This is a genomic window from Geodermatophilus sp. SYSU D00703 (assembly GCF_054050155.1).
Genome location: NZ_JBJGYU010000001.1, coordinates 627,396 through 652,625, shown reverse-complemented (window position 1 = coordinate 652,625; position 25,230 = coordinate 627,396). Strand labels below are relative to the sequence as shown.

Here is a 25,230-nt window from a genome sequence, read left to right as displayed (position 1 = left end):
CACAACCCGTCACGGACCGACCACGGCGTCCGCGGGTCGTGCCGTCTCAGCTGGTCAGGGCGAACACCGTGGTGCTGTCGTAGACCTCGCCGGGGCGCAGCTCGGTGGAGGGGAAGTCCGGCTGGTTGGGCGAGTCGGGGAAGTGCTGCGTCTCCAGCACCAGCGCGTCGCTCTGCCGGTAGATCGAGCCACCGGTGCCGACCAGCGTGCCGTCGAGGAAGTTGCCCGAGTAGAACTGGATGCCCGGCTCGGTGGTGGTGATGGTCAGCGTGCGGCCGCTGTCGGGATCCCGCACGACGGCCGCCTCCTCGAGCGGGTCCTCGCTGTCGGAACCCTCGCGGGCCCCGTCGTCCTCCCGGTCGAGCACCCAGTTGTGGTCGTAGCCCTGCCCGTACAGCAGCTGCTGGTCGGCCTCGCGGATCCGCGCGCCGATCGCGGTGGGCTCGCGGAAGTCGAAGGGGGTGCCCTCCACGGGCGCGATCTCGCCGGTCGGGATGAGCGTCTCGTCGACCGGCGTGTATCCGCTCGCGTCGAGCAGCAGCTCGTGGTCGTAGATGTTCCCGGACCCCTCGCCGGCCAGGTTCCAGTAGGTGTGCTGGGTCAGGTTGACCACGGTCGGCGCGTCGGTGGTGGCCTCGTAGTGGACCGTCAGCCGCGACTCGGCGTCCAGGCTGTAGGTGACGGTCGCGGTGAGGGTGCCGGGGAAGCCCTGGTCGCCGTCTTCGCTGACCAGCCCCAGCTGTAGGGCGGCGACCTCGTCGTCGCCCACGTCGGTGGCCTCCCAGACGCGGTCGTCGAAGCCGTCGGGCCCGCCGTGCAGGGTGTTCGGGCCGTCGTTCTGCGGCAGCTGGTAGGCCGTGCCGTCGAGGGTGAAGGTGCCGCCGGCGATGCGGTTGCCGAACCGGCCGATCAGGGCGCCGAAGTAGGGGTCGGTGTCCTCGACGTAGCCGGCCAGGTCCGGGAAGCCGAGGACGACGTTCTCGACCTCCCCGTCGGCGTCCGGGACCTCCAGCGACTGGATGACGCCGCCCCAGGTGAGCACGCGCACCGTCATGTCCCCGTTGGCCAGGGTCCAGCGCTCGACCTCGGTGCCGTCGGGGGCGGTGCCGAACGGCTCGACGGTCGTGGTCGCGCCCTGCGCCGCGGCGGGGGTGGCGAGTCCGGTGGCGAGCAGGCCCACACCGGCCGCGGCCACGACCGGCCAGCGGCGTCGGCGTCCCCGAGGGGTCGCGGAGGGCGGGATGGCTGCCGGGCGTCCGGTCATGGGGACTCCGATGTCCGTGCGGGCCACCGGCGTCGTCGCGCGGTGGCGGGGGCACCGCCAGGAGCGGGAGAACGGGCGGGCAGGCACCCCGACGAGCGGTCCTGGGACGACTCGGAACGGTAGGGAGGCAGCCGGAGAGGTGTCAAAGACGCGGACGGCCGAGTGAGCGGTCGCCGCCGTGGGGGACGGCGTGTCGCGCACGGGTCGCGACGACTGCTCACTCGGCCGTCAGGGCTGCCCCCTGCAGGGCCCCGCCGCGAGCGTGCGAGCGGTGGGGGCAGAGGGTGTCTCAGGCCTTGCTCATGGGCCTGACTCCGTACGGCCCCGTCCCGGGGCCCGCCCTGAGCGTGCGAAGGGTGGGGAGGACGGGGTCCTTCTCAGGCCTTGGGCTTGCGGTTGCGGGCCTTGCCCCGCTCGTTCTGGTCGAGGACCACCTTGCGCACGCGGATCGCGGCCGGGGTGACCTCCACGCACTCGTCCTCGGCGCAGAACTCCAGCGCCTGCTCGAGGTTCAGGATCCGCGGCGGGATGAGCCGCTCGAGCTCCTCAGCGGTCGAGGACCGCATGTTGGTGAGCTTCTTCTCCTTGGTGATGTTGACGTCCATGTCGTCGGGCCGGGAGTTCTCCCCGACGATCATGCCCTCGTACACCTCGGTGCCGGGGGCGACCATCATCGAGCCGCGCTCCTGCAGCGAGAACATCGCGTACGACGTCGCCACGCCCTGCCGGTCGGCGACCAGCGAGCCGGTCGGGCGGGCGCGCATGTCGCCCATCCACGGCTCGTAGCCCTCGAGGTTGTGGTTGAGGACGCCGGTGCCGCGGGTCTCGGTGAGGAACTCGGTGCGGAACCCGATCAGGCCGCGCGACGGCACGATGTACTCCATCCGCGCCCAGCCGGTGTCGTGGTGGACGAGGTTCTCCATGCGCCCGCGGCGAGTGGCCAGCGCCTGCGTCAGCGTGCCGACGTAGTCGCCCGGGGTGTCGATGGTGACCCGCTCGACCGGCTCGTGCAGCTTGCCGTCGATCTCCTTGGTGACGACGGTCGGCCGGCCGACGGTCAGCTCGAACTCCTCGCGGCGCAGCTGCTCGACGAGGATCGCCAGCGCGAGCTCACCGCGGCCCTGCATCTCCCACGTGTCGGGGCGCTCGGTGGGCAGCATCCGCACCGACACGTTGCCGACCAGCTCCTGGTCGAGCCGGTTCTTGATCAGCCGGGCGGTGAGCTTCTTGCCGGAGCGGCCCGAGATCGGCGAGGTGTTGATCCCGATGGTGATCGAGATCGACGGCTCGTCGACGGTCAGCGGCGGCAGCGGGCGCGGGTCGTTGGGGTCGGCGAGGGTGTCACCGATCATGACGTCCTCGATGCCGGCGATGGCGACCAGGTCACCGGGACCGGCGCTCTCGGCCGGGGTGCGGGTCAGCCCCTCGGTCATGAGGAGCTCGGTGATCTTGACGTTCTTGACCGTGCCGTCGGTGCGGCACCAGGCGACCGTCTGGCCGTTCTTCATCGTGCCGGAGTGGATGCGCAGCAGCGCCAGCCGGCCGAGGTAGGGCGAGGCGTCGAGGTTGGTGACCTGCGCGCGCAGCGGCTCCTCGGCGTCGTAGGTGGGCGCCGGGATGGTCTCCAGCAGGGTCTTCACCAGCGGGCCGAGGTCCGGGCTGTCGGGGCTGGCGCCGTCGGCGGGCCGCTCCAGCGACGCCTGCCCGGTCTTGCCGTTGCTGTAGACGATCGGGAACTCGAGCGCGTCGGTGTCCAGGCCGTTGTCCTCGAGCAGCTCCATGAACAGCTCGTAGGTCTCGTCGACGACCTCGGCGATGCGGGCGTCGGACCGGTCGGTCTTGTTGACCACCAGGATCACCGGCATCTGCTTGGCCAGCGCCTTGCGCAGCACGAAGCGGGTCTGCGGGAGCGGCCCCTCGGAGGAGTCGACGAGCAGGACGACGCCGTCCACCATCGACAGGCCGCGCTCGACCTCGCCGCCGAAGTCGGCGTGACCGGGGGTGTCGACGATGTTCACCGTCACCGGGTTGCCCTCGTCGTCGGCCAGCCGGATGGCGGTGTTCTTGGCGAGGATGGTGATGCCGCGCTCACGCTCGAGGTCCATCGAGTCCATGACGCGGTCCTGCGTGGTGTCGGCGTCGGTGCCCTCGCCCTTGGCGCGGCCGAGGGCCCCGGCCTGACGGAGGAGGGCGTCGACCAGGGTCGTCTTGCCGTGGTCGACGTGGGCGATGATCGCCACGTTGCGCAGGTCGTCGCGAGTGGGCATGCGGGAACGGCACCTCGGGGAGTTCGGGGAGCCGCGGCGTCGGCGCTCGCGGCATCTGGAGTAACGGTCGCCGACCCGGCGACCTTCCCACCCTAGTAGAAGGACCTGGTCCCCCTCATCCCTCGCAGGCTCGGGACGAGCCTCCGGACCGAGGCCGTTCCAGCACGTCAGGCGCGGTCGGCCACCGCGAACGTCACCCCTGCGGCGGCGATCGTGACCAATCCCACGGCGAGCCACGCCGCCAGCCCCACGCCGAGCGCCAGGACGTGGGCCAGGACGAAGGCGCCGACGTAGAGCGCGCCGAGGCCCAGCGCGACCGCCCAGCCGCGCCGCTGCACCCACAGCCACGCCGCGCCCAGCCCGCCGAGGGCGAAGAGGGCGCCACCGAGCGCGCGGACCCCGGTGCCCTGCGCGACGCCGAAGCCGGCGGCGAGCCCGAGCGCGACCAGCACGGCGGACGGGAAGCGGGTGCGGACACGGGTCAGCGTGGACGTCGACATGCCGACCAGTCTCCCCCTCGCCACGTCTCGGTTCCCGCCGCGCCCGCCGACGATCACGGCCTCGGGGGGACGACACTCGGGCGACGACCGGCGTGTCCGCACCCGGCTCCGTGATCGTCGGCGCAGGGGCCGGCGTCAGTCGGCCGCGGCGATGACCTGCGCGGTCCAGTCCCCGAACGCCCGGTTCCGGATGCCGTCGCCGACCGCCGCGTCCGACGCGCCCGCCTGCGCCGCGAGGTCGACCAGTCGGTCGTCGCTCAGCCCGGCGCCGCCCTCGGGGGGCTGCTGCGCGAAGAGCAGGTCGTGGAACCGCACGAAGGCCTCGACGCCGGCCCGGTCGAGCACCACGCCGGCCGCGTTCAGCGCCCGGGTGGAGTAGTCGGTCGTCGACGCCCGGTCCAGGAACGCGATCGGGTGGTACACGAGCCGGATCGCGCCGTCCTCGACCAACCGGTCGAGCGTGGCGCCGCTCGTCGCCTCGAACGAGGCGCAGATCGGGCACTGGAAGTCCTCATACACGTCCACGGTCACCGGCGCGTCCGACTCCCCGACGGGGATGCCGACGCCCGCGTCCACGGTGCCGGCGGGCACGGCGTCCGCCGGGGTCGACGTCCGTGCCGTCTGGACGACGACCACCACCACGACGGCCACCACGAGCACGACGGCGGCCACCACACCGCCCACCACCGTCCGGCGGCGACGCCCGGCGTGCGCGCGGGCGCGCGCCTCGGCCGCCCGCTCCTCGGCGATGGGGCGGCGGGCGGCCTCCCGTCGGTCCTCAGCGGACACGCTGCGCCCCCTCGCCCCGCAGGACGGGACCCGGCCCGCCGCCGAGCGCGAGCCGGGACCGCGGCCGGCGGGCCAGGCCGAGCGCGACGAGCAGCAGTGCGACGACGAACACCCCGCCGAGCAGGAGCCGGCCGGCGGTGGCCAGCCACGGGAGGAGGGACCGTCCCACGGCGCCAGCGTCGGCCGCCCGCCTGGCAGGAGGCTCGGGGGCACCTGGGAACCGGCCGGGACACGACGACGGGCCCCGGGCGGTGCGCCCGGGGTCCGTCGTGCGAGCGAGTCGACTCAGGCGGTGCGGAGCACGGCCTCGATCTCGAGCTCGACGTTGATCTTGTCGCCGACGACGACGCCGCCGCCGTCCATGGGCATGTCGATGTCGACGCCGAACTCCTTGCGGGAGATCTCCGTCTTGGCCGAGAAGCCGGCGCGGGTGCCGCCGTAGGCGTCGGGGCCGAAGCCGTTGAGCTCGAGCTCCAGCTCCACGGTCCTGGTGATGCCCTTGATGGTCAGGTCACCGACGACCGTCCAGTCGGCGCCGTCGGTGCGGACCGCGGTGGAGCGGAAGGTCATCTCGGTGTGGTTGCCCACGTCGAAGAAGTCGGCGGAGCGGATGTGCGCGTCGCGCTGCTCCTGACGGGTGTCGATGGAGTCCATGTCGATCCGCGCGGTGACGCTGGACTGCGCCGGGTCCTCGGCGGTGACGATCTCCCCGGAGAAGTCGCGGAAGTAGCCGCGGACCTTGCTCACCATCATGTGGCGGACGGAGAAGCCGACGGTGGAGTGGGTGGGGTCGATGTCCCACGTGCCGACGACGTAGCCGGGGATCTGGGTGGCGGTGCTGGTCATGGTGTTCTCCAGGTGATTGAGCGCTTGACCTTCTGCCGGGGCCCAGCGTAGTTGAAGGCTCATCTATTTCGCCAGTACCCTGACAGACATGACCGCGCACGTGTCCGCTCCGAGGGACGGCGCCGGCCGTCAGGCCGGGGAGCCCCGCTGGCTGGACGCCGACGAGCAGCGGGCCTGGCGCGCGTGGCTGTACAGCTCGCTGCTCCTGCAGGACCGTCTCGACCGCGAGCTCACCCGCGAGACCGGGATCTCGCACGCCTACTACGAGATCCTCGTCGCCCTGTCGGAGGCCGAGGACCGGCGGCTGCGGATGAGCGAGCTCGCCGACCGCTGCCTGTCCTCGCGCAGCCGGCTCTCCCACGCGGTGGCCCGGCTGGAGGAGCGCGGCTGGGTGCGCCGGCAGGTCTGCGCCGAGGACGGCCGCGGCCAGCTCGCCGTCCTCACCGACGAGGGGTTCGCCGCGCTGGAGGCCGCCGCGCGGGTGCACGTCGCGGGCGTCCGCGCGCACCTGTTCGACCAGCTCACCCCCGAGCAGGTCGAGCACATGCGCGACCTCGGCGAGACGCTGCTGCGTCACCTCGACGGCCGCTGAGCGCCCAGCGGACCCGCGACCTGGCGCTGCTGCGCTGCGTCGGCGCGACCGCCGACACCCCGCTGCCGGACGCCGGCGAGCTGCTGGTCCCCGAGTTGTTGGCCGACTCGTGGGCGGTCACCGACGGCTCCCCGGTCCCCCTCTCGGGAGCCGGCGGGCCGCTGGACCTGCGGGCCCAGGTGGTCGACGGTGACGCCCCGCCGCTGGTCCTCGCCTCCGACCTGGTCCGGCTGGCCCCGGACGCCACGGTCAGCCGGCTGTGGCTGCGGCTGGCCGACGTCGACGACCAGACCGCGGTCGTCGACGCGGTCACCGACACCGTCGGGACAGCGACTCCCGGCGCGCAGGTGACCGGCGTGGTGAGCCTCCGCGAGCAGATGGACCAGGTGCTCGACGTGCTGCTGCGGGTCGTCACCGGGCTGCTCGGTGGCCGTGGTGATCGCGCTGATCGGCGCGGCAACACCCTCGCGCTGGCGGTGGTCGAGCGCCGCCAGGAGAACGGCCTGCTGCGGGCGCTGGGCCGCGCCGTCCGCACCTCCCCCGTCGCCGCCATCGCGAGCTGATGCGGAGGGTGGGAGTGCAGGAGACCTGCACTCCCACCCTCCGCTCACGAGCGGAAGAACTTGTCGGGGGTGAGGGGCAGGTCGCGGATCCGCTTGCCGGTGGCGTGCCAGTAGCCGTTGGCGACGGCGGCCGCGGCACCGGTGATGCCGATCTCGCCGATGCCCTTGAGCCCCAGCTCGTTGACGAGCGGGTCCTCCTCGTCGAGCCAGGAGATGTCGATCTCCCCGACGTCGGCGTTGGTGGCGATGTGGTACTCGGCCAGGTCGTGGTTGGCGTAGTGGCCGAACTCCTCGTCCTGCACCGACTCCTCGTGCAGCGCCATCGACAGGCCCATGCAGAAGCCGCCGAGGAACTGGGAGCGGGCGGTCTTGGCGTTCACGATGGTCCCGGCGGCGTACACGCTGGACGCCCGCGGCACCCGCACCTCGCCGGTGTCGGCGTCGACCCGCACCTCGACGAAGTGGGCGCCGAAGGCGTGCATCGAGTACCGCTCGGCGTGCGGGGACGGGCCGTCGACCCCGCCGTCCACGGTCACCCCGTCGGGCGGGAGCCGGCCGCCGAGGGACTCCAGCCGCCGGCGCACCTCCCGCGCGGTCAGCACGATCGCCGACCCCCACGACGCCAGCCCGGTCGAGCCGCCCGCGCCGCCGGCGAAGGGCAGCCGACTGTCGCCGATGCGCAGCTCCACGTCGCCCATCCCGACCCCGAGCGCGTCGGCGGCGATCTGCGACAGCGCCGTCCACGCGCCGGTGCCGATGTCGGAGCCGCCGATCTCGACGGTGTAGCGCCCGCGCCCGTCGACGGTGATGCGGCAGTCGGCCCTGCGCCGCCGGGACGGGTAGGTCGCGGCGGCGACGCCGGTCCCGACGAGCCACCGGCCGTCGGTGCGGACGCCGGGCCGCGGGTCCCGCCCGGCCCAGCCGAACCGCTCGGCGCCGGTGCGCAGGCAGGCCACCAGCGACCGCGACGACCACGGGACGTGCCGCTCCGGGTCCTCGGCCGGCTCGTTGCGGATGCGCAGCTCGACCGGGTCGACGCCGGCGGCGTGCGCCAGCTCGTCCATGGCCGACTCCAGCGCGAACATGCCCGGCGTCTCCCCCGGCGCCCGCATGATCGTCGGCGGCGGCACGTCGAGCCGGGCCAGCCGGTGCGTCGTCCGCCGGTGCGGCGCGGCGTACACGACCCGCGTGCAGGTCGCGGTCTGCTCGGCGAACTCGCTGATCCGCGCGGTGTGCTCGACGACCTCGTGGCTGATCGCGGTGAGCCGCCCGTCCCGGTCCGCGCCCAGGCGGAGGCGCTGGATGGTCGGCGTGCGGTGGCCGACCAGGCTGAACATCTGCTGGCGGGTCAGCTCGAGGACGACGGTGCGCCGCACCACCCGGGCGGCCATCGCGGCCAGGATCTGGTGCGGGTGGGTGAACGCCTTCGACCCGAACGCGCCGCCGACGTAGGGCGAGACCACCCGCGCCTGCCCCTCCTCGAGGCCGAAGGCGGTGACCAGGTCCTTGACGATGGTGTGCGGGCCCTGGTTCGCGTCCCACACTGTCAGGCTGTCGCCGTCCCAGCGGGCCATCGAGGTGTGCATCTCGATGGGGTTGTTGTGCTGGGTCGGCGTCTCGTACGTGGCGTCGACCACGACCGGCGCCGCGGCCAGCGCGGCGTCGACGTCGCCGATCACGGAGTCGGTCGCGTAGCCGGCCATGACCTGCGGCGGCGCGTAGAGGTCGGGCCGGTCGGTGGACAGCCGCACGTCGGGCGGCTCCGCGGCGTACTCGACGCCCACCTCCCCGACGGCGGCCCGCGCCACCTCGGAGGTCTCCGCGACGACCGCGGCGACCACCTGCCCCTGGTAGTGCACGTCCAGGGACTGCAGCACCGGCAGGTCCGAGGAGAGGTCCCCGGACAGCCGCGGCGCGTTGGCCGGGGTCAGGACGGCGAGAACGCCCGGGAGCTCCTCGGCGCGGGTGGGGTCCAGCCGGGAGATCCGGCCGCGGTTGACCGTGCTCTGCACCAGGGCGACGTGCGCGATCGGCTCGCCCGGGTCCTGGTCGAAGGCGTAGGGCGCGGTGCCGCGCACCTTCGCCGGGCCGTCGATGCGGTCGATGCCGGCCCCGAGGACGCGGTCCAGCGTGGTCATGCGGACGCTCCCGTCAGCTCCGAGAGGGTGCGGACGACGACGTTGCGGGCCAGCGGCACCTTGAAGCCGTTGTCCCGCAGCGGGGTGGCCGCGGCGAGCTCGACACCGGCGGCCGCAGCGAACGCCTCCTCGGTGGCCGGCTGCCCGCGCAGCGCCTCCTCGGCGGCGGCGGCCCGCCACGGCTTGTGCGCGACCCCGCCGAGGGCCAGCCGCACGTCGGCGACCACACCCTCCTCGACCCGCAGCGCCGCGGCGACGCTGACCAGCGCGAAGGCGAACGACGCCCGGTCGCGCACCTTCCGGTAGCGCGACGGCACACCCAGCGGCGGCAGGTCGACGGCGGTGACCAGCTCCCCGTGCCGCAGCGTGGTGTCGCGCGAGGCGTCGTCCCCGGGCAGCCGGTGCAGCTCGCCGATCGGGACGCTGCGCTCGCCGTCCGGGCCGAGCACCTGCACCACCGCGTCGAGGGCCGCCATCGCGACGGCCATGTCCGACGGCTGGGTGGCCACGCACGCGCCGGGGCCCTCCAGGGTCTGCCCGAGGATCGCGTGGTTGCGGTGCAGCCCGCGCAGCGCGCCGCAGCCGCTGCCCGGCTCTCGCTTGTTGCACGGCTTGGTGACGTCGGTGAAGTAGCCGCAGCGGGTGCGCTGCAGCAGGTTGCCGGCGGTGGTGGCGCGGTTGCGCAGCTGCCCGGAGGCGGCCGCGAGCAGCGCCTGGGCCAGCACCGGGTAGCGCTCGCGGACCCGCCGGTCGGCGGCGAGGTCTGCGTTGGGGACGCCGGCGCCGATCCGCAGGCCCCCGCCGGGGAGGTCGCTCACCTCGCGCGAGGTCAGGGTGCGGACGTCGACCAGCACGTCCGGCGTGGCGACGCCGAGCTTCATCAGGTCGACCAGGTTGGTGCCCCCGCCCAGGAAGGCACCGCCGGGCTCGGCGGCGAGCAGTGCGACCGCGGCGGCGGGGTCGGTACCGCGCTCGTAGCGGAACTCCCTCACCGGCGCACCCCGCTCGCCTCGGCCACGTCGGCCACCGCCGGGACGATGTTGGCGTAGGCGGCGCAGCGGCACAGGTTGCCGCTGATCCGCTCGCGGATCTCGGCGTCGGTGAGCGGCACGTCGTCCGCGGTGAGGTCGGCGGTCACCGCGCTCGGCCAGCCGGCCCGGGCCTCCTCGATCATCCCGGCGGCCGAGCAGACCTGGCCGGGGGTGCAGTACCCGCACTGGAACGCGTCCCGCTCGACGAAGGACCGGTGCAGCGGGTGCGCCTCGCCGTCGCCGGCCAGCCCGTTCGACGTCGTCACCTCGGCGTCGTCGACGGTGACCACCAGCACCAGGCAGCTGTTGACCCGGCGGCCGTCGAGCAGCACGGTGCACGCGCCGCACTGGCCGTGGTCGCAGCCCTTCTTCGGGCTGGTGTTGCGCAGCCGCTCGCGCAGCGCGTCGAGCAGCGTGGTGCGGGTGTCGACGCGCAGCGGGTGGGCCGCCCCGTCCACCCGCAGCGTGATCTCGGTGTCCACGCGGCGCTCCTGCCCCCGCAACGGGGGTGGGCAAACGGCGCGCAGCGGAGGGCGTCGGCGCAGGATTCCTGCGCTTGCGCACTCCGCTACGGGGCGACGTCGTCCGGGGGCTGCGGCCAGCGGGGGACGCCGGCGACCGCACCGTCCCCCAGGGGTGCGGCGAACCGCGGCGGCCGCTTCTCGAGGAACGAGGCGACCCCCTCCGCGGCGTCCGGCCCGGCCCCCAGCTCGACCAGCACCCGCGACTCGGCCCGGTGGGCGTCCCAGGGCGAGGGCGCGCCGAGCATCGACCAGAGCAGCTGCCGGGCCGCCCCGACCGCCACCCCGGAGGTGTTGTCGGCGACCTCCCGGGCCAGCGCGTACGCGGTGGGCAGCAGGTCGGCGTCGGGCACCACGCGGGAGACCAGCCGCCCGCGCAGCGCCTCCGCGGCGTCGAACACCCGGCCGGTCGCGACCCACTCCATCGCCTGGCTGATGCCGACCACCCGCGGGAGGAACCACGAGGAGGCCGCCTCGGGCACGATGCCGCGGCGGGTGAAGACGAAGCCGAAGCGGGCCGACTCCGCCGCGATCCGGACGTCCATCGGCAGGGTCATCGTCGCGCCGATGCCGACGGCCGGGCCGTTCACCGCGGCCACCACCGGCTTGCGCAGCGCCGCGAAGGGCAGCGACGCGATCCCGCCCCAGTCGCGCGGGACGCCGTCCACCGTGCCGCGGGGCACCGGGTCGGGGCGGCCGGCCCGGTCCCGGAACGTGCCCTCCCCGCCGCCCAGGTCGGCGCCGGCGCAGAACGCCCGACCGGCGCCGGTCACGACCACCACCCGGACGGCGTCGTCGGCGTCGGCGGCCGCGGCCGCGGCGGCCAGCTCGGTCGCCATCACCGCGGTGAAGGCGTTCATCCGGTCGGGCCGGTCGAGGGTGATCGTCGCGACGCCGTCGGCGATCTCGTACCGCAGCTGGGTCGGCGTCATCCGAGCGCGCCGGCGACGGCGAGGCGGGCGACGGCGTCGAGGTGCTCGGCGGCGTCACCCAGCAGCAGCCGGTCCACCTTGGCCCGCCGCCAGTACAGGTGGGCGTCGTGCTCCCAGGTGAAGCCGATGCCGCCGTGCACCTGGATGCAGGTCTCGGCGGCCCGCTCGAGCACCTCGGCGGCCTGCGCCTTGGCGGCGGACGCGGCCAGCGGCAGCTCGTCCGGCGCGGCGTCGGCGGCCCACGCCGCCCACCACACCAGCGAGCGCAGCTGGTCCACGCCGACCCAGGCGTCGACCAGCATGTGCTTGACCGCCTGGTAGGAGCCGATCCGCCGGCCGAACGCCTCCCGCTGCTGCGCGTACCCGACGGCCATCTGCACGGCCGCGTCGGCGGCGCCGAGGTCCTCGGCGGCGAGCACCACGGTGGCCACCTGCCGGGCGCGGGTCCAGAGGTCGGTGGCGGAGTCGGCCAGCACCCGCCGGGAGGTCAGCCGCACCGAGGCCAGCCCGCGGGTGGCGTCCAGCGGCCGGCCCGGCGTGGCCTCCCCCTCGCCGACCACCAGCGCGCCGTCGTCCAGGCCGAGGAACAGCGTCGCCCCGGCCGCGTCGATCGACGGTGAGGAGCCGGTCACCGGCCCGTCGAGGACGGCGAACCGCGCGGACCCGTCGGCCAGCTGCGCGGCGAGGTCGGGGTGAGCACCCAGCAGCACCGCGGCCCGGGCCGCGGTGACCAGCGACGGCCCGGCCAGCACCGCGCCGCCCTGCTCGGCGACGACGGCCAGGTCGAGCAGCGACCCGCCGGCACCGCCCGCCGACTCCGGGACCGTGACGCCGAGGAAGCCGATGTCGGCCAGCGCGCGGTGCCCGGGCGCGATCGGACCGCCCTCCAGCGCGGCCCGGGCGACGGCCGCCGACGCCGTGCCGCGGAAGAAGTCGCGGGCGCCGGCGGCGGCGTCGCGCTGGTCGGGACCGAGGTCGAAGTTCACCGCCGACCTCCCGCGAAGGGCGCGTCCTTGTCGGTGCGCGGTTCCGGCGGGAGGCCGAGCACCCGCTCGCCGAGGACGTTGCGCAGCACCTGGTCGGTGCCGCCGGCGATGGCCAGGCTGGGGAGGTACCCCTGGCTGCGCTGCCAGGTGTCGTCGCCGTCGGCGGTCGCGGCGTACACGGCGTCGTCCCCGAGCAGCCGGACGCCGGCGTCGGCCACCAGCTTGGCGGCCGCGGTGCCGGCGAGCTTGCCCGCGCCAGCCTCCGGCCCCGGCACCCCGCCCTGGCTGAGCACGGTGAACCGGCGGTAGCCGGTGTAGCGGGTGGCCAGCGACGCGACGACCGCCCGGCCCACCGCCTGCCGGGCGAGCACCTGCCGCTCGGCGTCCAGGTGCGGCAGCCGCTCCCGGGCGTGCACGACGAGCCTCTCCACCGGGACGCCGAGGTCGCTGCCCGCCCCGCCGATGGCGACCCGCTCGTTCATCAGCGTGGTGAGCGCGACCCGCCAGCCCTCCCCCGGCTCGCCGAGCCGCTCGCCGTCCGGGATGCGGACGTCGTCGAAGAAGACCTCGTTGAAGCCGGCCGAGCCGACCATCTGCCGCAGCGGCCGCACCGTCACCCCGGGCGCGTGCACGTCGACCACGAACATGGTCAGCCCGGCGTGCTTGGGCCGGTCGGGGTCGGTGCGGGCGAGCAGGATGCCCAGGTCGGCGACGTGGGCCAGCGTCGTCCAGACCTTCTGGCCGTTGACCACCCAGTCGTCGCCGTCGCGGACGGCCGTGGTACGCAGCGCGGCCAGGTCGGAGCCGGACGCCGGCTCGCTGAACAGCTGGCACCAGACGTCGTCGGCGCGCAGCAGCCGGGCCAGGTACCGCCGCTTCTGGTCCTCGCTGCCATGCGCGATCACGGTTGGCCCGCACATGCCCAGGCCGATGTGGTTGATCAGCGCCGGCACGCCCGCACGGGCCAGCTCCTGCTGCACGATCGCCTGCTGGACCAGCGTGCCGCCCCGGCCGCCGTACTCCCGCGGCCAGGTGATGCCCACCAGGCCCGCCTCCGCGAGCACCCGCTGGGTCCGGCGCAGCGCGGCCTCGTGCGTGCGCGCGTCCACCGCCTGCCCCGCACCGACGTGCAGCAGCTCGGCCGCGCGCTCCTCGAGGATCGCGCGGACGCCGGCCCGGAAGGCCGCCTCGTCGGGGGTGTCGTCGAAGTCCACGGGCGGCGCCTTCCGTCGTCGGGAGGGACGGCGGCAGCGTGACAGCGGTCACCCGGAACGGTCAACGGTGACTGTTCGGCGGGGCGGCCCGCCCCTACGCTCGCCGGGGTGATCACCGACCCCGCCGCACCGCCCGGGCCGCGCTCCCGCTCGGCGCGGGCCGCGGGCAGCCGAGCGCTGATCCTCGACGCGGCCGTGGCCTGCCTGGTCGAGGACGGCTACGCGGGCGCCTCCACCCTGGCCGTGCAGGCACGGGCGGGGGTGTCCCGCGGGCGGCTGCTGCACCACTTCCCGAACCGGGCCGAGCTGCTGGTCGCGGCCGCCGAGCACCTGTCGACCACGCTGCTGGCCGCCGTCCGGGAGCGGGCCGCGGCGCTGATGGCCGACCAGCCGGCCGGCCGGGAACGGGTCGACCGCGCCATCGACCTGATGTGGGCGACGTTCCAGGAGCCGCCGTTCTGGGCCGCGACGGAGCTGTGGACGGCGTCGCGCACGGACCCCGAGCTGCGCGCGGCGCTGCGGTCCGAGGAGCGGCGCCTCCGGGCGGCCATCCGCGCGGTCGCCGACGAGATCTGGGGACCGGAGATCGCCGCGGCGCCGCTGTACGCCGAGACCTGCGAGCTGCTGTTCACCAGCATGCGCGGGGTCGCCGTCGTCTACGCCTTCGAGGACCGCCCGGCCGCGACCGACCCGCACCTGGTGCTGTGGAAGCGGCTCGCCGAGCGGATGCTGTTCGCGCGCACGGAGGGGTGACGCGGCGCGCCGAGACGGGCCAGCATGGACCGCCATGGGCGACGGTCCGGCCGCGTCGGTGCGCGAGTACGTCCTCGGGTCGAGCGACCAGGAGATGGTGCGCCTGGCCGCCATCGCGCGGCTCTACGGACCGGCGACCGCGGCTTGGCTCGACAGCGCCGGCCTGCGGCCGGGCATGACCGTGGCCGACGTGGGCTGCGGACCGGGGGAGGTCACGCTGGCGGTCGCCGAGCGGGTGGGTCCCACGGGAGCCGTCGTCGGGGTGGACGACGCGCCGCGACCGCTCGAGCGCGCCCGCCGTCGGGTCGAGGAGGCCGGTCTCCGCAACGTCACCTTCGAGCAGAGCGACGTGACCTGCTGGCGCCCGGCCGAGCCGGTGGACGCGGTCGTCGGCCGGTTCATCCTCCTCCACCTGCCCGAGCCGGTCGCCCAGGTGGCCCGGCTGGTCGACGTCGTCCGCCCCGGCGGTGTCATCGCGTTCCAGGACGTCGCCCTGCTCACCCGCGCCGCCCAGCCCGAGCTGCCCCTCCTGACCGCCTTCACCGGCTGGTTCCTCGAGACCATGGTGCGAGCGGACCGGCCGATCGACATGGCGCTGCGGCTGGCGGCGGTGTTCGGCGCCGCCGGGCTCCCGGCCCCGGTGCTCACCGCGGCCGCCCCGGTGGAGCGCGGCGGCGACGCGGTCGGCTGGTCGATCGTCGCCGGCGACGTCACCAGCCTGCTCCCGGTGATGGAGCGCACCGGCGTGGTCACAGCCGAGGAGATCGGTCCGGAGACCTTCGAGCAGCGGCTGCGGGCGCAGGCCGCCGAGCACGATGCCGTGCTGGTCAACCCCCTGGTCGTAGGCGCCGTCGCACACACCCCGGCTCCGTCGACCCTCGGTCCTTCCGGTCAGGGTTGACCGCCGATCGGCGTCGCCACCAGCATGACGCGGGTCCACTCTGCGAGGAGGGCCCGTGAGCGTCGAGATCCCCCGGCTGCAGGGCCGCGGCATGACCACCAGCGACCAGCTGGCCCGCTGGGCCCGTCGGACGCCGGACGCGGTCGCGCTCCGGTTCGAGGGCACCGGCCGCAGCTACGCCGAGCTCGACGCGCGGGTGACCCGGCTGGCCCGCGCGCTCGCCGACCGGGGCGTGGGCACCGGCGACCGGGTGGCCGTGCTCGGGCTCAACTCGCTGGAGGTCTGGGAGTCCTACCTGGCCGGGGTGCGGCTGGGCGCCGTCGTCGTCCCGGTCAACTTCCGGCTGGTCGCCGACGAGGTGGCCTACGTGCTCGCCGACAGCGGCGCGGTGGCGATGGTGGTCGACCCCGCCCTGGCCGAAGTGGCGGCCAAGGCCCGCGAGCAGGCGCCCGTCGTCGGCACCGTGCTGTCGGTCGGCGAGGAGTACGAGGCGGCGCTGGCCGCCGCCGGCGACGAGCCGCTCGACGTCGAGGTCGACGAGGCGGCACCGGCCTTCATCATGTACACCTCCGGCACGACCGGCCGGCCCAAGGGCGCCGTGCTGACCCACCACAACCTGCTGCTGCACGCCTTCAGCCAGGTGACCCACCTGGGCTGGGACCCCGCCGACCGCGTCTCCGTCCCGGGCGCGCCGCTGTTCCACATCGCCGGCCTGGCCGGTGGCCTGCCCCCGCTGCTGCTCGGCGGCACGCACGTGATCCTGCGCTCGGGCGGGTTCGACCCGGTGGCGACGCTCGAGCTCATCGAGCGGGAGCGGGTCAGCAGCATCTTCCTGGTGCCGGCGATGTGGGCGGCGGTGGTCGCCGTCCCGGACGTCGCGCAGCGCGACCTGTCCTCGCTCCGGCGCATCTCCTGGGGCGCGGCACCGGCGTCGACGACGCTGCTGCGCACGATGATCGACACGTTCCCGCAGGCCGAGGTGGTCACCGCGTTCGGGCAGACCGAGTGCAGCCCGGTCACGTGCTTCCTGCGCGGCGAGGACGCCGTCCGCAAGATCGGCTCGATCGGCACGCCGATGCTCAACGTCGAGGTGCGCATCGTGGACGACGCGATGGTCGACGTCCCGCAGGGCGAGGTCGGCGAGATCGTCTACCGCAGCCCGATGGTGATGACGGAGTACTGGGGGAAGCCCGAGGCGACCGCCGAGGCGTTCGCGGGCGGCTGGTTCCACTCCGGCGACCTGGTGCGGCAGGACGAGGACGGCTACCTCTACGTCGTCGACCGCAAGAAGGACATGATCATCACCGGCGGGGAGAACGTGTACTGCGCCGAGGTCGAGGACGTGCTGGCCGCCCACCCGAAGGTCGGCGAGGTCGCGCTGATCGGCGTCCCCGACGCCCGCTACGGCGAGGCGCCGCACGCCGTCGTCGCCGCGCGGGACCCGGCCGACCCGCCGACCCCCGCGGAGCTCTCCGCCTGGTGCCGCGAGCGGCTGGCGCACTACAAGAACCCGCGGGAGTACTCCCTGGTCGCCGCGCTGCCGCGCAACCCCAGCGGCAAGGTGCTCAAGACCCGGCTGCGCGAGGAGCACTCCGCCGGCTCGCTGGTCGCCGAGCCCGTGGTCTGAGCGGTGTGCCGGGGCGCGGGGAGCGCGGAGCAGGACCCCTGCCCCCGTTGCTCGCGAGCTCCCGCCGGGACCCCGCAGCGGGCCGCGCTCAGCCCCGCCAGACCTCGGTGACGTGCGCGGCCGCGCTCCCCGCCTGGGCGCGGCCGGCCCGCGCCGACCCGGCCCGCGCGGCGGGGTCGAGGACGTTGCGGCCGATCGCCTGCCGGCTGGCCTCGTCCGGTGAGACCACGGCGACCCGCGCCACCATCCCGGTGACCTGCGCGTCGACGCTCGCCAGCGGCCCCACGCCGCGGGGGATCGGCGCGAGGACGACGACCCGGTCGTAGCCGTCGGCGAGGTCGGCGTTGGCGGCCGACCTCATCCCGCCGTCGACGTAGCGGCGGCCGTCGATGGTCACCGGCGGGTAGACGCCGGGCACCGCGCAACTGGCGGCCACCGCGAGCAGCAGCGGGACACCGGAGTCGCGGGTGAAGGTCCGGAACTCGCCGGTCTCCGCGTCGACGGCGGTGGTGGTGAGCGCCCGGTCGGGCCACTCGGTGCTGACCAGTCGCGAGCCGATGACGTCGAGCCGCTCCTGCTCCGGCGGCGTCAGGCCCGCCTGCTCCGCCGCCAGGGCCAGCGCACCGACGCGGCGGCGGAACGCGACGTCGTCCCGACGGCTGCGCAGCATCGCCCAGCCGTAACGGGCCAGCGCTGCTCGGGTCATCCGCGCGGCCCGCTCGCCGGCCGGCGGCTCGAGCTGCCGGGCGAACAGCTGCTCGAGGTCGGCGCCGCTGGTGACCTGCGCGCCGACCACCGACCCGGCCGACGTGCCCACCACGAGGTCGGCGGAGGAGAGGTCGGTGCCCGCCTCCGCCAGGCCGGCGAGGACGCCGATCTCCCAGGCGATGCCGGTGATGCCGCCGCCACCGAGGACGAGGGCCGTGCGCTGGTCGCTCATCGGGCCATCCTCACCCACGGTGGGTTCTCGACACGGGTTGTGACGTGCGCCACGCTGGGGGACTCCCGGAGAGAGGACCCGCATGACCGTGCCGCAGGCCCCGACCCGCTCCGCCGGGCACAGCTGGCCGCCGGGCCTGCCCCGCTCGCTGGACTACCCCGCGGTGCCGGTCGGCTCCGTCCTGCGAGCGGCCGCCCGCCGCTGGGGCGACCGTGTGGCGTTCGTCGACTCCGGCGCCGAGCTCACCTTCACCGAGCTGGGCCGCCGGGCGCACGCGGTCGCCGGCTGGCTCGCCGACAACGGCGTCGGCCGCGGGGACGTCGTCGCGGTGCACGTGCCGAACTGCCGGCAGTACCCGGCCGTCTACTACGGGGTGCTGCTCGCCGGGGCGACCTTCTCCCCCACCAACCCGCTCCTGCCCGCCGCCGACCTCGCCGCCCAGCTGGCCGACGCCGGCGCCCGCGTCCTGGTCACCTGGGACCAGGTCCTGCCTCTCACGCGGACGGCGCTCGCCGGCACCGCCGTCGACACGGTCGTGGTCACCGGGGCCGCGCACACCGCCGACTTCGCCGCCCGCCTCGGCGGCCTGGCACCCGGCGAGGTCGACCTCGCCGACCTGCTCGCGGCCGACCCGGCCGACCGTCACCTGGACGCGGACCTCGACGTCGGCACCGACCTCGCGCACCTCGCGTACACCGGCGGCACGACCGGCGTCAGCAAGGGCGTCGAGCTGCCGCACCGCGCCGTCGTCACCAACGTGCTGCAGTCCGGCTGCTGGACGTCGGGGTCCCTGCCCGAGCTGGACGCGGCCGGGGACGTGACGCTGCGCCAGGTGCTCGGCCCGGAGGAAGCGCCCACCCGGCTCGGCGAGGGCCGGATCATCAACCTGACCCCGTGGTTCCACGCCATGGGCGCGATCGGCTACCTCAACGGCCTGGTCATGGCCGGGACGACGACCGTGATCCACCTGCGGTTCGACCCGGTGCGCTACGTCGAGGACGCCGTCCGGTACCGGGTGACGTCGATCGGGGGCGCGCCGCCGGTGTTCGTCGCGCTGCTGCAGGTGCCCGGGATCGCCGACGCCGACCTGTCGTCGGTGCGCGGGGTCTCCAGCGGCGCCGCGCCCCTACCGGTGCCGCTCATCGAGAAGCTCCGCGCGCTGCTGCCGAACGCGGTGATCGGCGAGGGCTACGGGCTCACCGAGGTGACCATGCAGGCCACCGGCAACCCCTCGTTCCGCTCGGGCACCCGCAAGGCCGGCACCGTCGGCGTGCCGGTCTTCGACACGGAGGTGACCATCCAGCCGCTGGGCGGGGGCGACCCGCTGCCGCCTGGCGAGCGCGGCGAGGTGTGCATCCGCGGTCCGCAGGTGATGCGGGGGTACGCGCACCGGCCCGAGGCCACCGCCGAGGCGATCGACCCCGACGGCTGGTTCCACACCGGCGACGTCGGGGTGCTCGACGAGGACGGCTACCTGTCGATCGTCGACCGCACCAAGGACATGCTGCTCTACAAGGGCTACAACGTCTTCCCGCGCGAGCTGGAGGAGGTCCTGTTCGGCGTGCCGGGCGTGGCCGGGGCCGCGGTGGTCGGCCGCCCCGACGAGCAGGCCGGTGAGCTCCCGGTGGCCTACGTCGTCCGCCGGGACGACGCCGCCGGCGCGGCGCTCACGGCCGAGTCGGTGATGGCCGCGGTCAACGGCCGGGTGACGCCCTACAAGCGGCTGCGCGACGTCGTCTTCATCGACGCGATCCCGGTGTCGGCGGCGGGCAAGGTGCTCAAGCGGGAACTGGCCGCCCGGGAGCGCGCCGCGGTCGCCGGCGGCTGATCTCGCCCGTCGCAGCCGCCCATCGGGCACCCGCCGCTCACCCGGTGGGGTGCGGCGGGTCCACGTCCGCGCCGTCGGCTCACTATCGTCCGTCGGGTGGCCAGCGACACCGGACCGGTGACCGAGCACACCGGCGTGCAGATCGCGCACGTCGAGGCCTCGCCGATCCGGCAGGTCGCCCGGCGGCTGGTCTTCGCGCTGTTCGTGTTCGTCCTCACCGTGTTCCTCGTCTACCTCGACCGCGACGGGTACCGGGACGTCGACGGCAGCGTCGACCTCCTGGATGCCGCCTACTACGCGACGGTGACCCTCTCGACCACGGGCTACGGCGACATCACACCGGTGACCGACCAGGCCCGGCTGGTCAACTTCCTCGTCATCACGCCGCTGCGCGTGCTCTTCCTGATCGTCCTCATCGGAACGACCCTCGAGGCGCTGACCGCGCGCTCCCGGGAGGAGTTCCGCATCCGTCGCTGGAGGTCCCACGTGCGCCAGCACGTCATCGTGTGCGGCTACGGCACCAAGGGCCGCAGCGCGATCCGCTCGCTGCAGGCCAACGGCACGCCGCTGGAGCAGATCGTCGTCGTCGACCCCGAGCCCCGGGCCATCGACGAGGCCAACTCCGTCGGGCTGACCGGGATCGTCGGCGACGCCGGCCGCACCGAGGTGCTGCGACGGGCGTCGGTGGAACGGGCCCGGGCGGTGATCGTCGCGGCCAACCGGGACGACGCCTCGGTGCTCATCACGCTCACCGTCCGGCAGCTCAACCCCAGCGTCCCGATCACCACCTCGGTGCGCGAGGAGGAGAACGCCAACCTGCTGCGCCAGTCCGGCGCGGACACGGTCATCACCACGTCGGCCACCTCCGGCCGGCTGCTGGGCCTGTCCACCGACAGCCCGCGGGTGGTCGCCGTCGTCGAGGACCTCGTCACCGGCGGCCACGGCCTGGACCTCAAGCAGCGGCGGGTCACCGCCGACGAGGTGGGGCTCGGCCCGCGGCAGCTGCGCGACATCGTGCTGTCGGTGACCCGGGGCGGCCGGACGCTGCGCTTCGACGACGCGCTGATCGGCACGCTGCAGGCCGACGACGTCCTGGTGGTCGTGAAGTCCCACCCGACCGTCGGACGGATGCCGACGACCGGCGGGCAGCCCACGGGCACCGGCCAGGCCATCGAGTACTGACCGCGTTCAGCCGATCGTCAGCACCCAGGTCTGCGTCGGCTCGTCCCGGCCGCGCAGCTCCACCACCGTGCCCGGCGCCCAGTGCTGCGCCTCGAGACCGCGGGCGGCCCGGATCACCTCGTTGGACACCACGGCGCGGCTCGGGTGGTCCTTGGCCAGGTCGGTGAGCCGGGCCGCCTCGTTCACCGGGTCGCCGATCACCGTGTACTCCAGCCGGCTGGCCGCACCGACCTGGCCGGCCCACACCGGGCCGCAGGCGACCCCCACGCCGACGTCGACCTCGCCCGCGGCCGCGACGGCGGTGCAGATGCGCCGGGCCGCCCGCAGCGCCGCGCCGGCCGGGTCGGGGTGGTCGTTGGGGGCGCCGAAGACGCACAGCGCGGCGTCGCCCTCGAACTTGTTCACCAGGCCCCCGGCGTCCTCGACCGCCTCGACGACGATCGAGAAGAAGCGGTTGAGCAGGTCGACCATCTCCTCCGGGCCGGTGCGCCGGACCAGCGAGGTGGAGCCCGCGATGTCGACGAACAGCGCCGCCACCGTGCGCACCTCACCGCGGAGGGAGGCGCCGATCGCCAGGGCCTGCTGGGCGACCGTCGTCCCGACGTGCCGGCCGAACAGGTCGCGCAGCCGCTCGCGCTCGGCCAGCCCCTCGACCATGGTGTTGACGCCCTCCTGGAGCAGGCCGATCTCGCCGGCGTCGTCCACCGTGATCCGGACGTCGTGGTCGCCGGTGTCGACCTGCTGCACCGCGCGGCGCAGCGCCCGCAGCGGCAGGCCGATGGCGCGGGCGGTGAGCAGCGTGGCGAACAGCCCCACCAGCAGCGCCACGACGGCGAGGAAGACCACCGGACCCCGGTCCGGCCCCTCGGGGTTGCTGGGGTCGACGAACAGCAGCACCAGGCCCAGCAGTGGGACGCCGCTGGTGAGCCCCCAGGTCAGCAGCAGGCGCGGCCGGACGCCGAGCCGGAGCGCTCCGGTCGGTGGGTGCGCGGCGAGCGCCCGGGCGGTGACCCCGCGCGCCACGCGGCCGGTGAGCAGGTAGGTCACGCCCGCGGTGACCACGCCGCCGAGCAGCGCGGCCAGGCCGATCCGCAGGCCGACCGTCGGGAACGGCGAGACGACGGCGCCCACGACCCCGACGAGCAGTCCGCCACCGGCCCAGGTGAGCGCCGCGATCAGCGCGATGTCGAGCGGCAGCCGGAGCGCACGCTCGGCCTCCTCCAGGGTCGGTTCGCGACCGGCGTTCAGCCACTCGGTCGTGCACCGCTGACAGCGGAAGCCGGCGAGCGTGCCCAGCGGCAGGGCGAGGGCGAGGTAGCCCAGCGCGGTGAGGACGATCGTCGTGCGGCCGCTGCTGCCCGCGGCGTCCACCGACAGGCCGACCAGCAACAGCGCCACCGACGCGACGCCGACGAGGTTGGCGGCGACGACCAGCAGCGCGATGAACGGCACCGCCCGCCGCCCGGCGGGCTCCCACTGCCGCACCGTCCCGAGCCGGTGCGCGACGCCGAGCCGCTCCTCCACCGGCGGGGACGGGGTGGGCGTCGGCGCGATCGAGCGGGTCACCAGTCGGCCCGTCGGGCGATCTCGGCGACCTCGGCCGCGTCGGCCCGGGCGGCGCCCGGGTCGGCGGGCCAGTCCGCCACCTGGGCGCTGGCCCAGTCCGCCCAGTCGGCCACCAGCCGGTAGAAGTCGGTGAGGAAGCGGCCGGCCAGCATGTTCTCGGGCAGCCGGTCCTGGAACGGGCCGCGCCCCGACGCGTAGGCCTCCACGGCCGACCGGTTCTCCCGGTTGCGCTCCTCCGCCCACGCGCGCGCCGCTGCCAGCGTCGCCAGCGCGTCCTCCCTCGTGCCGTGCTCCGCGAAGCTGATCTTGAGCAGCTGCTCGAACTCCAGGACCGGGCCGGCCCCCGGCTCGCGGTGCCAGTCGGCCAGGGCGTCCCGGCCGGCGTCGGTGATCGAGTAGACGGTGCGCGTGCGCCTGCCCACGGGTTCGGTCCGCGCCGTCGCCAGGCCGTGGGCGACGAGCTTCTTGGGCTCCTCGTAGAGCTTGCTCTGCGCGCGCGGCCACATCCGGCCGAGGCTGCGGTCCATCTGCCGCGTGAGCTCGTAGGTGCTCCACGGCCGGACGGCGAGCAGGCTGAGGATGGCGTACGAGGTCGTGGTGAGCCCACCAGGGGTTGACATGGTCCTCCCAAGGGGAGTAAGCCGATTGCACAGTCCCCTTGGGAGCAGAATAGCCGCCGAGAAGGTGAGCACGGTGACCGACACCACGACGCTCCGTGTCGCTGCGGGCAACGCCGAGCAGGCCCGCGCCTGGGACGGCGGGGAGGGCGCGCACTGGGCCGCCCACGCCGACCGCTTCGACGACGCCGTCCGGGAGCTCCACCCGGTCTTCCTGGCCGCGGCGGGGATCGCCCCGGCCGACCGGGTGGTCGACGTCGGGTGCGGCAACGGGCGGACCACCCTCGACGCCGCCCGGCTCGCCTCGGAGGGGCACGTCCTCGGGGTGGACCTCTCCGCGCGCATGCTGGAGGTTGCCCGGGCGCGGGCACGGGCGGCCGGGCTGGCCAACGTGACGTTCGTGCAGGCCGACGCCCAGATCCACCCGTTCGCGCCGGGAGCCGCCGACGTCGCGGTCAGCCGCAACGGCGCGATGTTCTTCGCCGACCCCGTCGCGGGGTTCGGCAACGTGGCGCGGGCGCTGCGGCCGGACGGCCGGCTGGTGCTGCTGACCTGGCAGCCGCTGGAGCGCAACGAGTGGATCTCCGCGATCACCACCGCCCTGGCCGCGGGCCGCGAGGTCCCGCTGCCCCCGCCGGGCCGGCCGGGGCCCTTCGGGCTCAGTGACCCCGAGCGGATCGCCGCCGTCCTGCCCGCCGCCGGGTTCGCCGACGTGCGGCTGGAGTCGCTCGAGCTGCCCGTGCGCTTCGGCCGGGACGCGGCGGACGCCGAGGAGTTCGTGCTCGGCCAGGCCGGCTGGATGCTCGAGGGCCTCGACGACGCCGGCCGCGAGCGGGCGGCCGCGGCGTTGCGGGACTCGCTCGCGGCCCACGAGACGACCGACGGCGTCGCCTACGGGTCCGCGGCCTGGCTGGTGACCGCGCGCCGGGCGGCCGAGCCGGTCAGCTCCGCTCCAGGTGCTCCCGCAGCCGGGTGAGGTCCTTGCGGTTGGCCCGCCGCATCGCCGTCGCCATGACCGGGCCGGCGAACCGGGAGAAGCCGCTGGGCCGGCCGCGGTTGCGCAGCGTCATCCGGGTGCTGCGCTCGTCCAGCGGCTCCCAGGTGTAGGTGGTCTCCATCGGGAACGGGCCCTGCGCGGTCCGCATGACCAGCCGCCGTCCCGGCTCCAGCTCGACCACCTCGTAGGTGTAGGCCAGCCGCCGGCCGAGGAAGGTCGCGACGAAGTCCATCCGGGAGCCGACCGCGACCGGTGGCGGGGTCCGCCACTCGACCGAGGAGATGTTCGCGTACCACTCGGGGGCGTTGGCCGGGTCGCCGGCGTAGGCGGCCACCTCCTCGACCGGACGGCGGACCACCGTCTCGGTCACGACGTCGACGTCCCTCGCCACCGCCGCACCTCCTGTTCCGTTCGCCCGACCGTGTCACACCTGGAACAACCCGGGAGCGGACACGGTTACCCTGTCTGCACAACTACACAGGGGGTGAATGGTCTCGACTTCGGTCGGGTGGCCAGGGGAAGCGAGCCGAGGAAGCCGACGATGAGCTCGTTAACCACGCGTCGGAAACCAATCAAGCGCCGACAACAGTCAGCGCGACTTCGCCCTCGCTGCCTGAGCAGCGTAGGCGGGTCTGTCAGCCCGGGTTCGTCATCGGCCCGGAGCCTGGCATCAGCTAGATGACTCACCGTGCGTGCCGGTCGCGGGCGCGCACGGGACACCGCACAGCGACTGGGCCCGTCACATCGACTTGTTCGCGGGATCGATGGGGTCGAGCAGAGACGCAGCGGACTGCGCTCGGAGAAGCCCTGGACATGCGTCGAAGGACGCGGGTTCGATTCCCGCCACCTCCACAGAGGGGTCCTGGCGAAGTGTCAGGCCTACCGTTGGCGAAGAGCCGGGTGCCACCGCGGGCAGCGGTGGCACCCGGCTTGCATCGTCCAGGGGTCTGTTGGTTCAGCACCGCTTCCTGCAGCCCCCCGTCGGCGCGCGCTGTGCGTCACTGCGGCGGACCGTCGCACACAGCGGGCTACCCCATCTCCGCGGTGGTGGAAAGCGCGCTGGGGGTGCTTTGGCACGTGCCGCGACCAGCACAGTGGAGCAGGCGCACAACTCACCAGCGGTCGACCAGGGCGTTCTCGCTCTTTGCTGCTGCGCCTCGGTATCGCGCCGCCGCA

Annotated in this window: 24 protein-coding genes and 1 other RNA gene; 9 read left to right on the top strand and 16 right to left on the bottom strand. The window is 74.7% G+C overall.

Annotated features, from left to right (window positions below; translation table 11 throughout):
* Nucleotides 1-46: 46 nt before the first annotated feature.
* The 6 genes from ACI782_RS03295 to ACI782_RS03270 all read right to left on the bottom strand — a co-directional run bounded on the left by ACI782_RS03295 (nt 47) and on the right by ACI782_RS03270 (nt 5,666).
* Complete coding sequence (locus ACI782_RS03295) at nt 47-1,264, bottom strand: aldose epimerase family protein (protein WP_456906026.1); 1,218 nt, start codon at nt 1,262-1,264, stop codon at nt 47-49.
* A gap of 377 nt (nt 1,265-1,641) precedes the next feature.
* Nucleotides 1,642-3,531, bottom strand: coding sequence for a translational GTPase TypA (gene typA, locus ACI782_RS03290; RefSeq protein ID WP_456906024.1), 1,890 nt, complete (start codon nt 3,529-3,531; stop codon nt 1,642-1,644).
* 167 nt (nt 3,532-3,698) lie between these two features.
* Nucleotides 3,699-4,031 carry a hypothetical protein gene (locus ACI782_RS03285; RefSeq protein ID WP_456906022.1) on the bottom strand — a complete coding sequence of 111 codons (333 nt, stop codon included), beginning with the start codon at nt 4,029-4,031 and terminating at the stop codon, nt 3,699-3,701.
* 135 nt (nt 4,032-4,166) lie between these two features.
* A complete protein-coding gene (locus tag ACI782_RS03280; RefSeq protein WP_456906020.1) occupies nt 4,167-4,820 on the bottom strand; it encodes a thioredoxin domain-containing protein in 654 nt (217 codons plus the stop codon).
* Nucleotides 4,810-4,989: a hypothetical protein gene (locus ACI782_RS03275; RefSeq protein WP_456906018.1), complete on the bottom strand. Its 180-nt coding sequence runs from the start codon at nt 4,987-4,989 to the stop codon at nt 4,810-4,812. The genes ACI782_RS03280 and ACI782_RS03275 overlap by 11 nt, the downstream gene beginning before the upstream one ends.
* Before the next feature lie 116 nt (nt 4,990-5,105).
* A complete protein-coding gene (locus ACI782_RS03270; RefSeq protein WP_456906016.1) occupies nt 5,106-5,666 on the bottom strand; it encodes a YceI family protein in 561 nt (186 codons plus the stop codon).
* 88 nt (nt 5,667-5,754) lie between these two features.
* On the opposite strand from ACI782_RS03270, the gene ACI782_RS03265 reads away from it, so the two are divergent.
* Nucleotides 5,755-6,258 carry a MarR family winged helix-turn-helix transcriptional regulator gene (locus ACI782_RS03265; RefSeq protein ID WP_456906014.1) on the top strand — a complete coding sequence of 168 codons (504 nt, stop codon included), beginning with the start codon at nt 5,755-5,757 and terminating at the stop codon, nt 6,256-6,258.
* 95 nt (nt 6,259-6,353) lie between these two features.
* The gene (locus ACI782_RS03260) at nt 6,354-6,821 is read left to right on the top strand and encodes a hypothetical protein (protein WP_456906012.1); all 468 of its coding nucleotides are present in this window, start codon (nt 6,354-6,356) and stop codon (nt 6,819-6,821) included.
* A 44-nt stretch (nt 6,822-6,865) separates the two neighbouring features.
* Here the strand turns inward: ACI782_RS03260 and ACI782_RS03255 are convergent, their stop codons facing one another.
* From ACI782_RS03255 to ACI782_RS03230, 6 genes are all read right to left on the bottom strand, one after another.
* On the bottom strand, nt 6,866-8,959 hold the full coding sequence (locus ACI782_RS03255) for a xanthine dehydrogenase family protein molybdopterin-binding subunit (protein ID WP_456906010.1): 2,094 nt from the start codon (nt 8,957-8,959) through the stop codon (nt 6,866-6,868).
* On the bottom strand, nt 8,956-9,951 hold the full coding sequence (locus tag ACI782_RS03250) for an FAD binding domain-containing protein (RefSeq protein ID WP_456906008.1): 996 nt from the start codon (nt 9,949-9,951) through the stop codon (nt 8,956-8,958). Before ACI782_RS03250 ends, ACI782_RS03255 begins: the two co-directional genes overlap by 4 nt.
* Nucleotides 9,948-10,472, bottom strand: a complete 525-nt coding sequence (locus ACI782_RS03245; RefSeq protein WP_456906006.1) for a 2Fe-2S iron-sulfur cluster-binding protein — start codon at nt 10,470-10,472, stop codon at nt 9,948-9,950. The genes ACI782_RS03250 and ACI782_RS03245 overlap by 4 nt, the downstream gene beginning before the upstream one ends.
* An 86-nt stretch (nt 10,473-10,558) precedes the next feature.
* Nucleotides 10,559-11,443 carry an enoyl-CoA hydratase-related protein gene (locus tag ACI782_RS03240; RefSeq protein ID WP_456906004.1) on the bottom strand — a complete coding sequence of 295 codons (885 nt, stop codon included), beginning with the start codon at nt 11,441-11,443 and terminating at the stop codon, nt 10,559-10,561.
* The gene (locus ACI782_RS03235) at nt 11,440-12,429 is read right to left on the bottom strand and encodes an acyl-CoA dehydrogenase family protein (protein ID WP_456906002.1); all 990 of its coding nucleotides are present in this window, start codon (nt 12,427-12,429) and stop codon (nt 11,440-11,442) included. Before ACI782_RS03235 ends, ACI782_RS03240 begins: the two co-directional genes overlap by 4 nt.
* Nucleotides 12,426-13,643 carry an acyl-CoA dehydrogenase family protein gene (locus ACI782_RS03230; RefSeq protein ID WP_456906000.1) on the bottom strand — a complete coding sequence of 406 codons (1,218 nt, stop codon included), beginning with the start codon at nt 13,641-13,643 and terminating at the stop codon, nt 12,426-12,428. The genes ACI782_RS03235 and ACI782_RS03230 overlap by 4 nt, the downstream gene beginning before the upstream one ends.
* Before the next feature lie 108 nt (nt 13,644-13,751).
* Between ACI782_RS03230 and ACI782_RS03225 the strand changes: the two genes are divergently transcribed.
* The 3 genes from ACI782_RS03225 to ACI782_RS03215 are packed head-to-tail and all read left to right on the top strand — an operon-like array spanning nt 13,752 to nt 16,924.
* The gene (locus ACI782_RS03225) at nt 13,752-14,396 is read left to right on the top strand and encodes a TetR/AcrR family transcriptional regulator (protein WP_456905998.1); all 645 of its coding nucleotides are present in this window, start codon (nt 13,752-13,754) and stop codon (nt 14,394-14,396) included.
* Nucleotides 14,397-14,430: 34 nt separating this feature from the next.
* On the top strand, nt 14,431-15,297 hold the full coding sequence (locus ACI782_RS03220; RefSeq protein WP_456905996.1) for a class I SAM-dependent methyltransferase: 867 nt from the start codon (nt 14,431-14,433) through the stop codon (nt 15,295-15,297).
* Nucleotides 15,298-15,352: 55 nt separating this feature from the next.
* The gene (locus ACI782_RS03215; RefSeq protein ID WP_456905994.1) at nt 15,353-16,924 is read left to right on the top strand and encodes a long-chain-fatty-acid--CoA ligase; all 1,572 of its coding nucleotides are present in this window, start codon (nt 15,353-15,355) and stop codon (nt 16,922-16,924) included.
* 88 nt (nt 16,925-17,012) lie between these two features.
* On the opposite strand, the gene ACI782_RS03210 is transcribed toward ACI782_RS03215, so the two are convergent.
* Nucleotides 17,013-17,864, bottom strand: a complete 852-nt coding sequence (locus ACI782_RS03210) for a patatin-like phospholipase family protein (RefSeq protein WP_456905991.1) — start codon at nt 17,862-17,864, stop codon at nt 17,013-17,015.
* Between the two features lie 82 nt (nt 17,865-17,946).
* On the opposite strand from ACI782_RS03210, the gene ACI782_RS03205 reads away from it, so the two are divergent.
* Both ACI782_RS03205 and ACI782_RS03200 read left to right on the top strand, forming a co-directional pair.
* Nucleotides 17,947-19,692 carry a class I adenylate-forming enzyme family protein gene (locus ACI782_RS03205; protein WP_456905989.1) on the top strand — a complete coding sequence of 582 codons (1,746 nt, stop codon included), beginning with the start codon at nt 17,947-17,949 and terminating at the stop codon, nt 19,690-19,692.
* A 96-nt stretch (nt 19,693-19,788) separates the two neighbouring features.
* Nucleotides 19,789-20,874: a potassium channel family protein gene (locus ACI782_RS03200; RefSeq protein WP_456905987.1), complete on the top strand. Its 1,086-nt coding sequence runs from the start codon at nt 19,789-19,791 to the stop codon at nt 20,872-20,874.
* A 6-nt stretch (nt 20,875-20,880) separates the two neighbouring features.
* On the opposite strand, the gene ACI782_RS03195 is transcribed toward ACI782_RS03200, so the two are convergent.
* On the bottom strand, nt 20,881-22,440 hold the full coding sequence (locus ACI782_RS03195) for an adenylate/guanylate cyclase domain-containing protein (protein WP_456905985.1): 1,560 nt from the start codon (nt 22,438-22,440) through the stop codon (nt 20,881-20,883).
* Nucleotides 22,437-23,060 carry a PadR family transcriptional regulator gene (locus ACI782_RS03190; protein ID WP_456905983.1) on the bottom strand — a complete coding sequence of 208 codons (624 nt, stop codon included), beginning with the start codon at nt 23,058-23,060 and terminating at the stop codon, nt 22,437-22,439. Before ACI782_RS03190 ends, ACI782_RS03195 begins: the two co-directional genes overlap by 4 nt.
* Nucleotides 23,061-23,133: 73 nt before the next feature.
* Between ACI782_RS03190 and ACI782_RS03185 the strand changes: the two genes are divergently transcribed.
* The gene (locus tag ACI782_RS03185) at nt 23,134-24,033 is read left to right on the top strand and encodes a class I SAM-dependent methyltransferase (RefSeq protein WP_456905981.1); all 900 of its coding nucleotides are present in this window, start codon (nt 23,134-23,136) and stop codon (nt 24,031-24,033) included.
* On the opposite strand, the gene ACI782_RS03180 is transcribed toward ACI782_RS03185, so the two are convergent.
* Nucleotides 23,999-24,445 (bottom strand): SRPBCC family protein, encoded by a 447-nt coding sequence (locus tag ACI782_RS03180; protein ID WP_456905979.1) that lies wholly within the window; start codon nt 24,443-24,445, stop codon nt 23,999-24,001. The two genes, ACI782_RS03185 and ACI782_RS03180, sit on opposite strands and share 35 nt — an antisense overlap.
* Before the next feature lie 89 nt (nt 24,446-24,534).
* Between ACI782_RS03180 and ssrA the strand changes: the two genes are divergently transcribed.
* Nucleotides 24,535-24,909: a transfer-messenger RNA gene (ssrA, locus tag ACI782_RS03175) on the top strand.
* Nucleotides 24,910-25,230 lie beyond the last annotated feature (321 nt).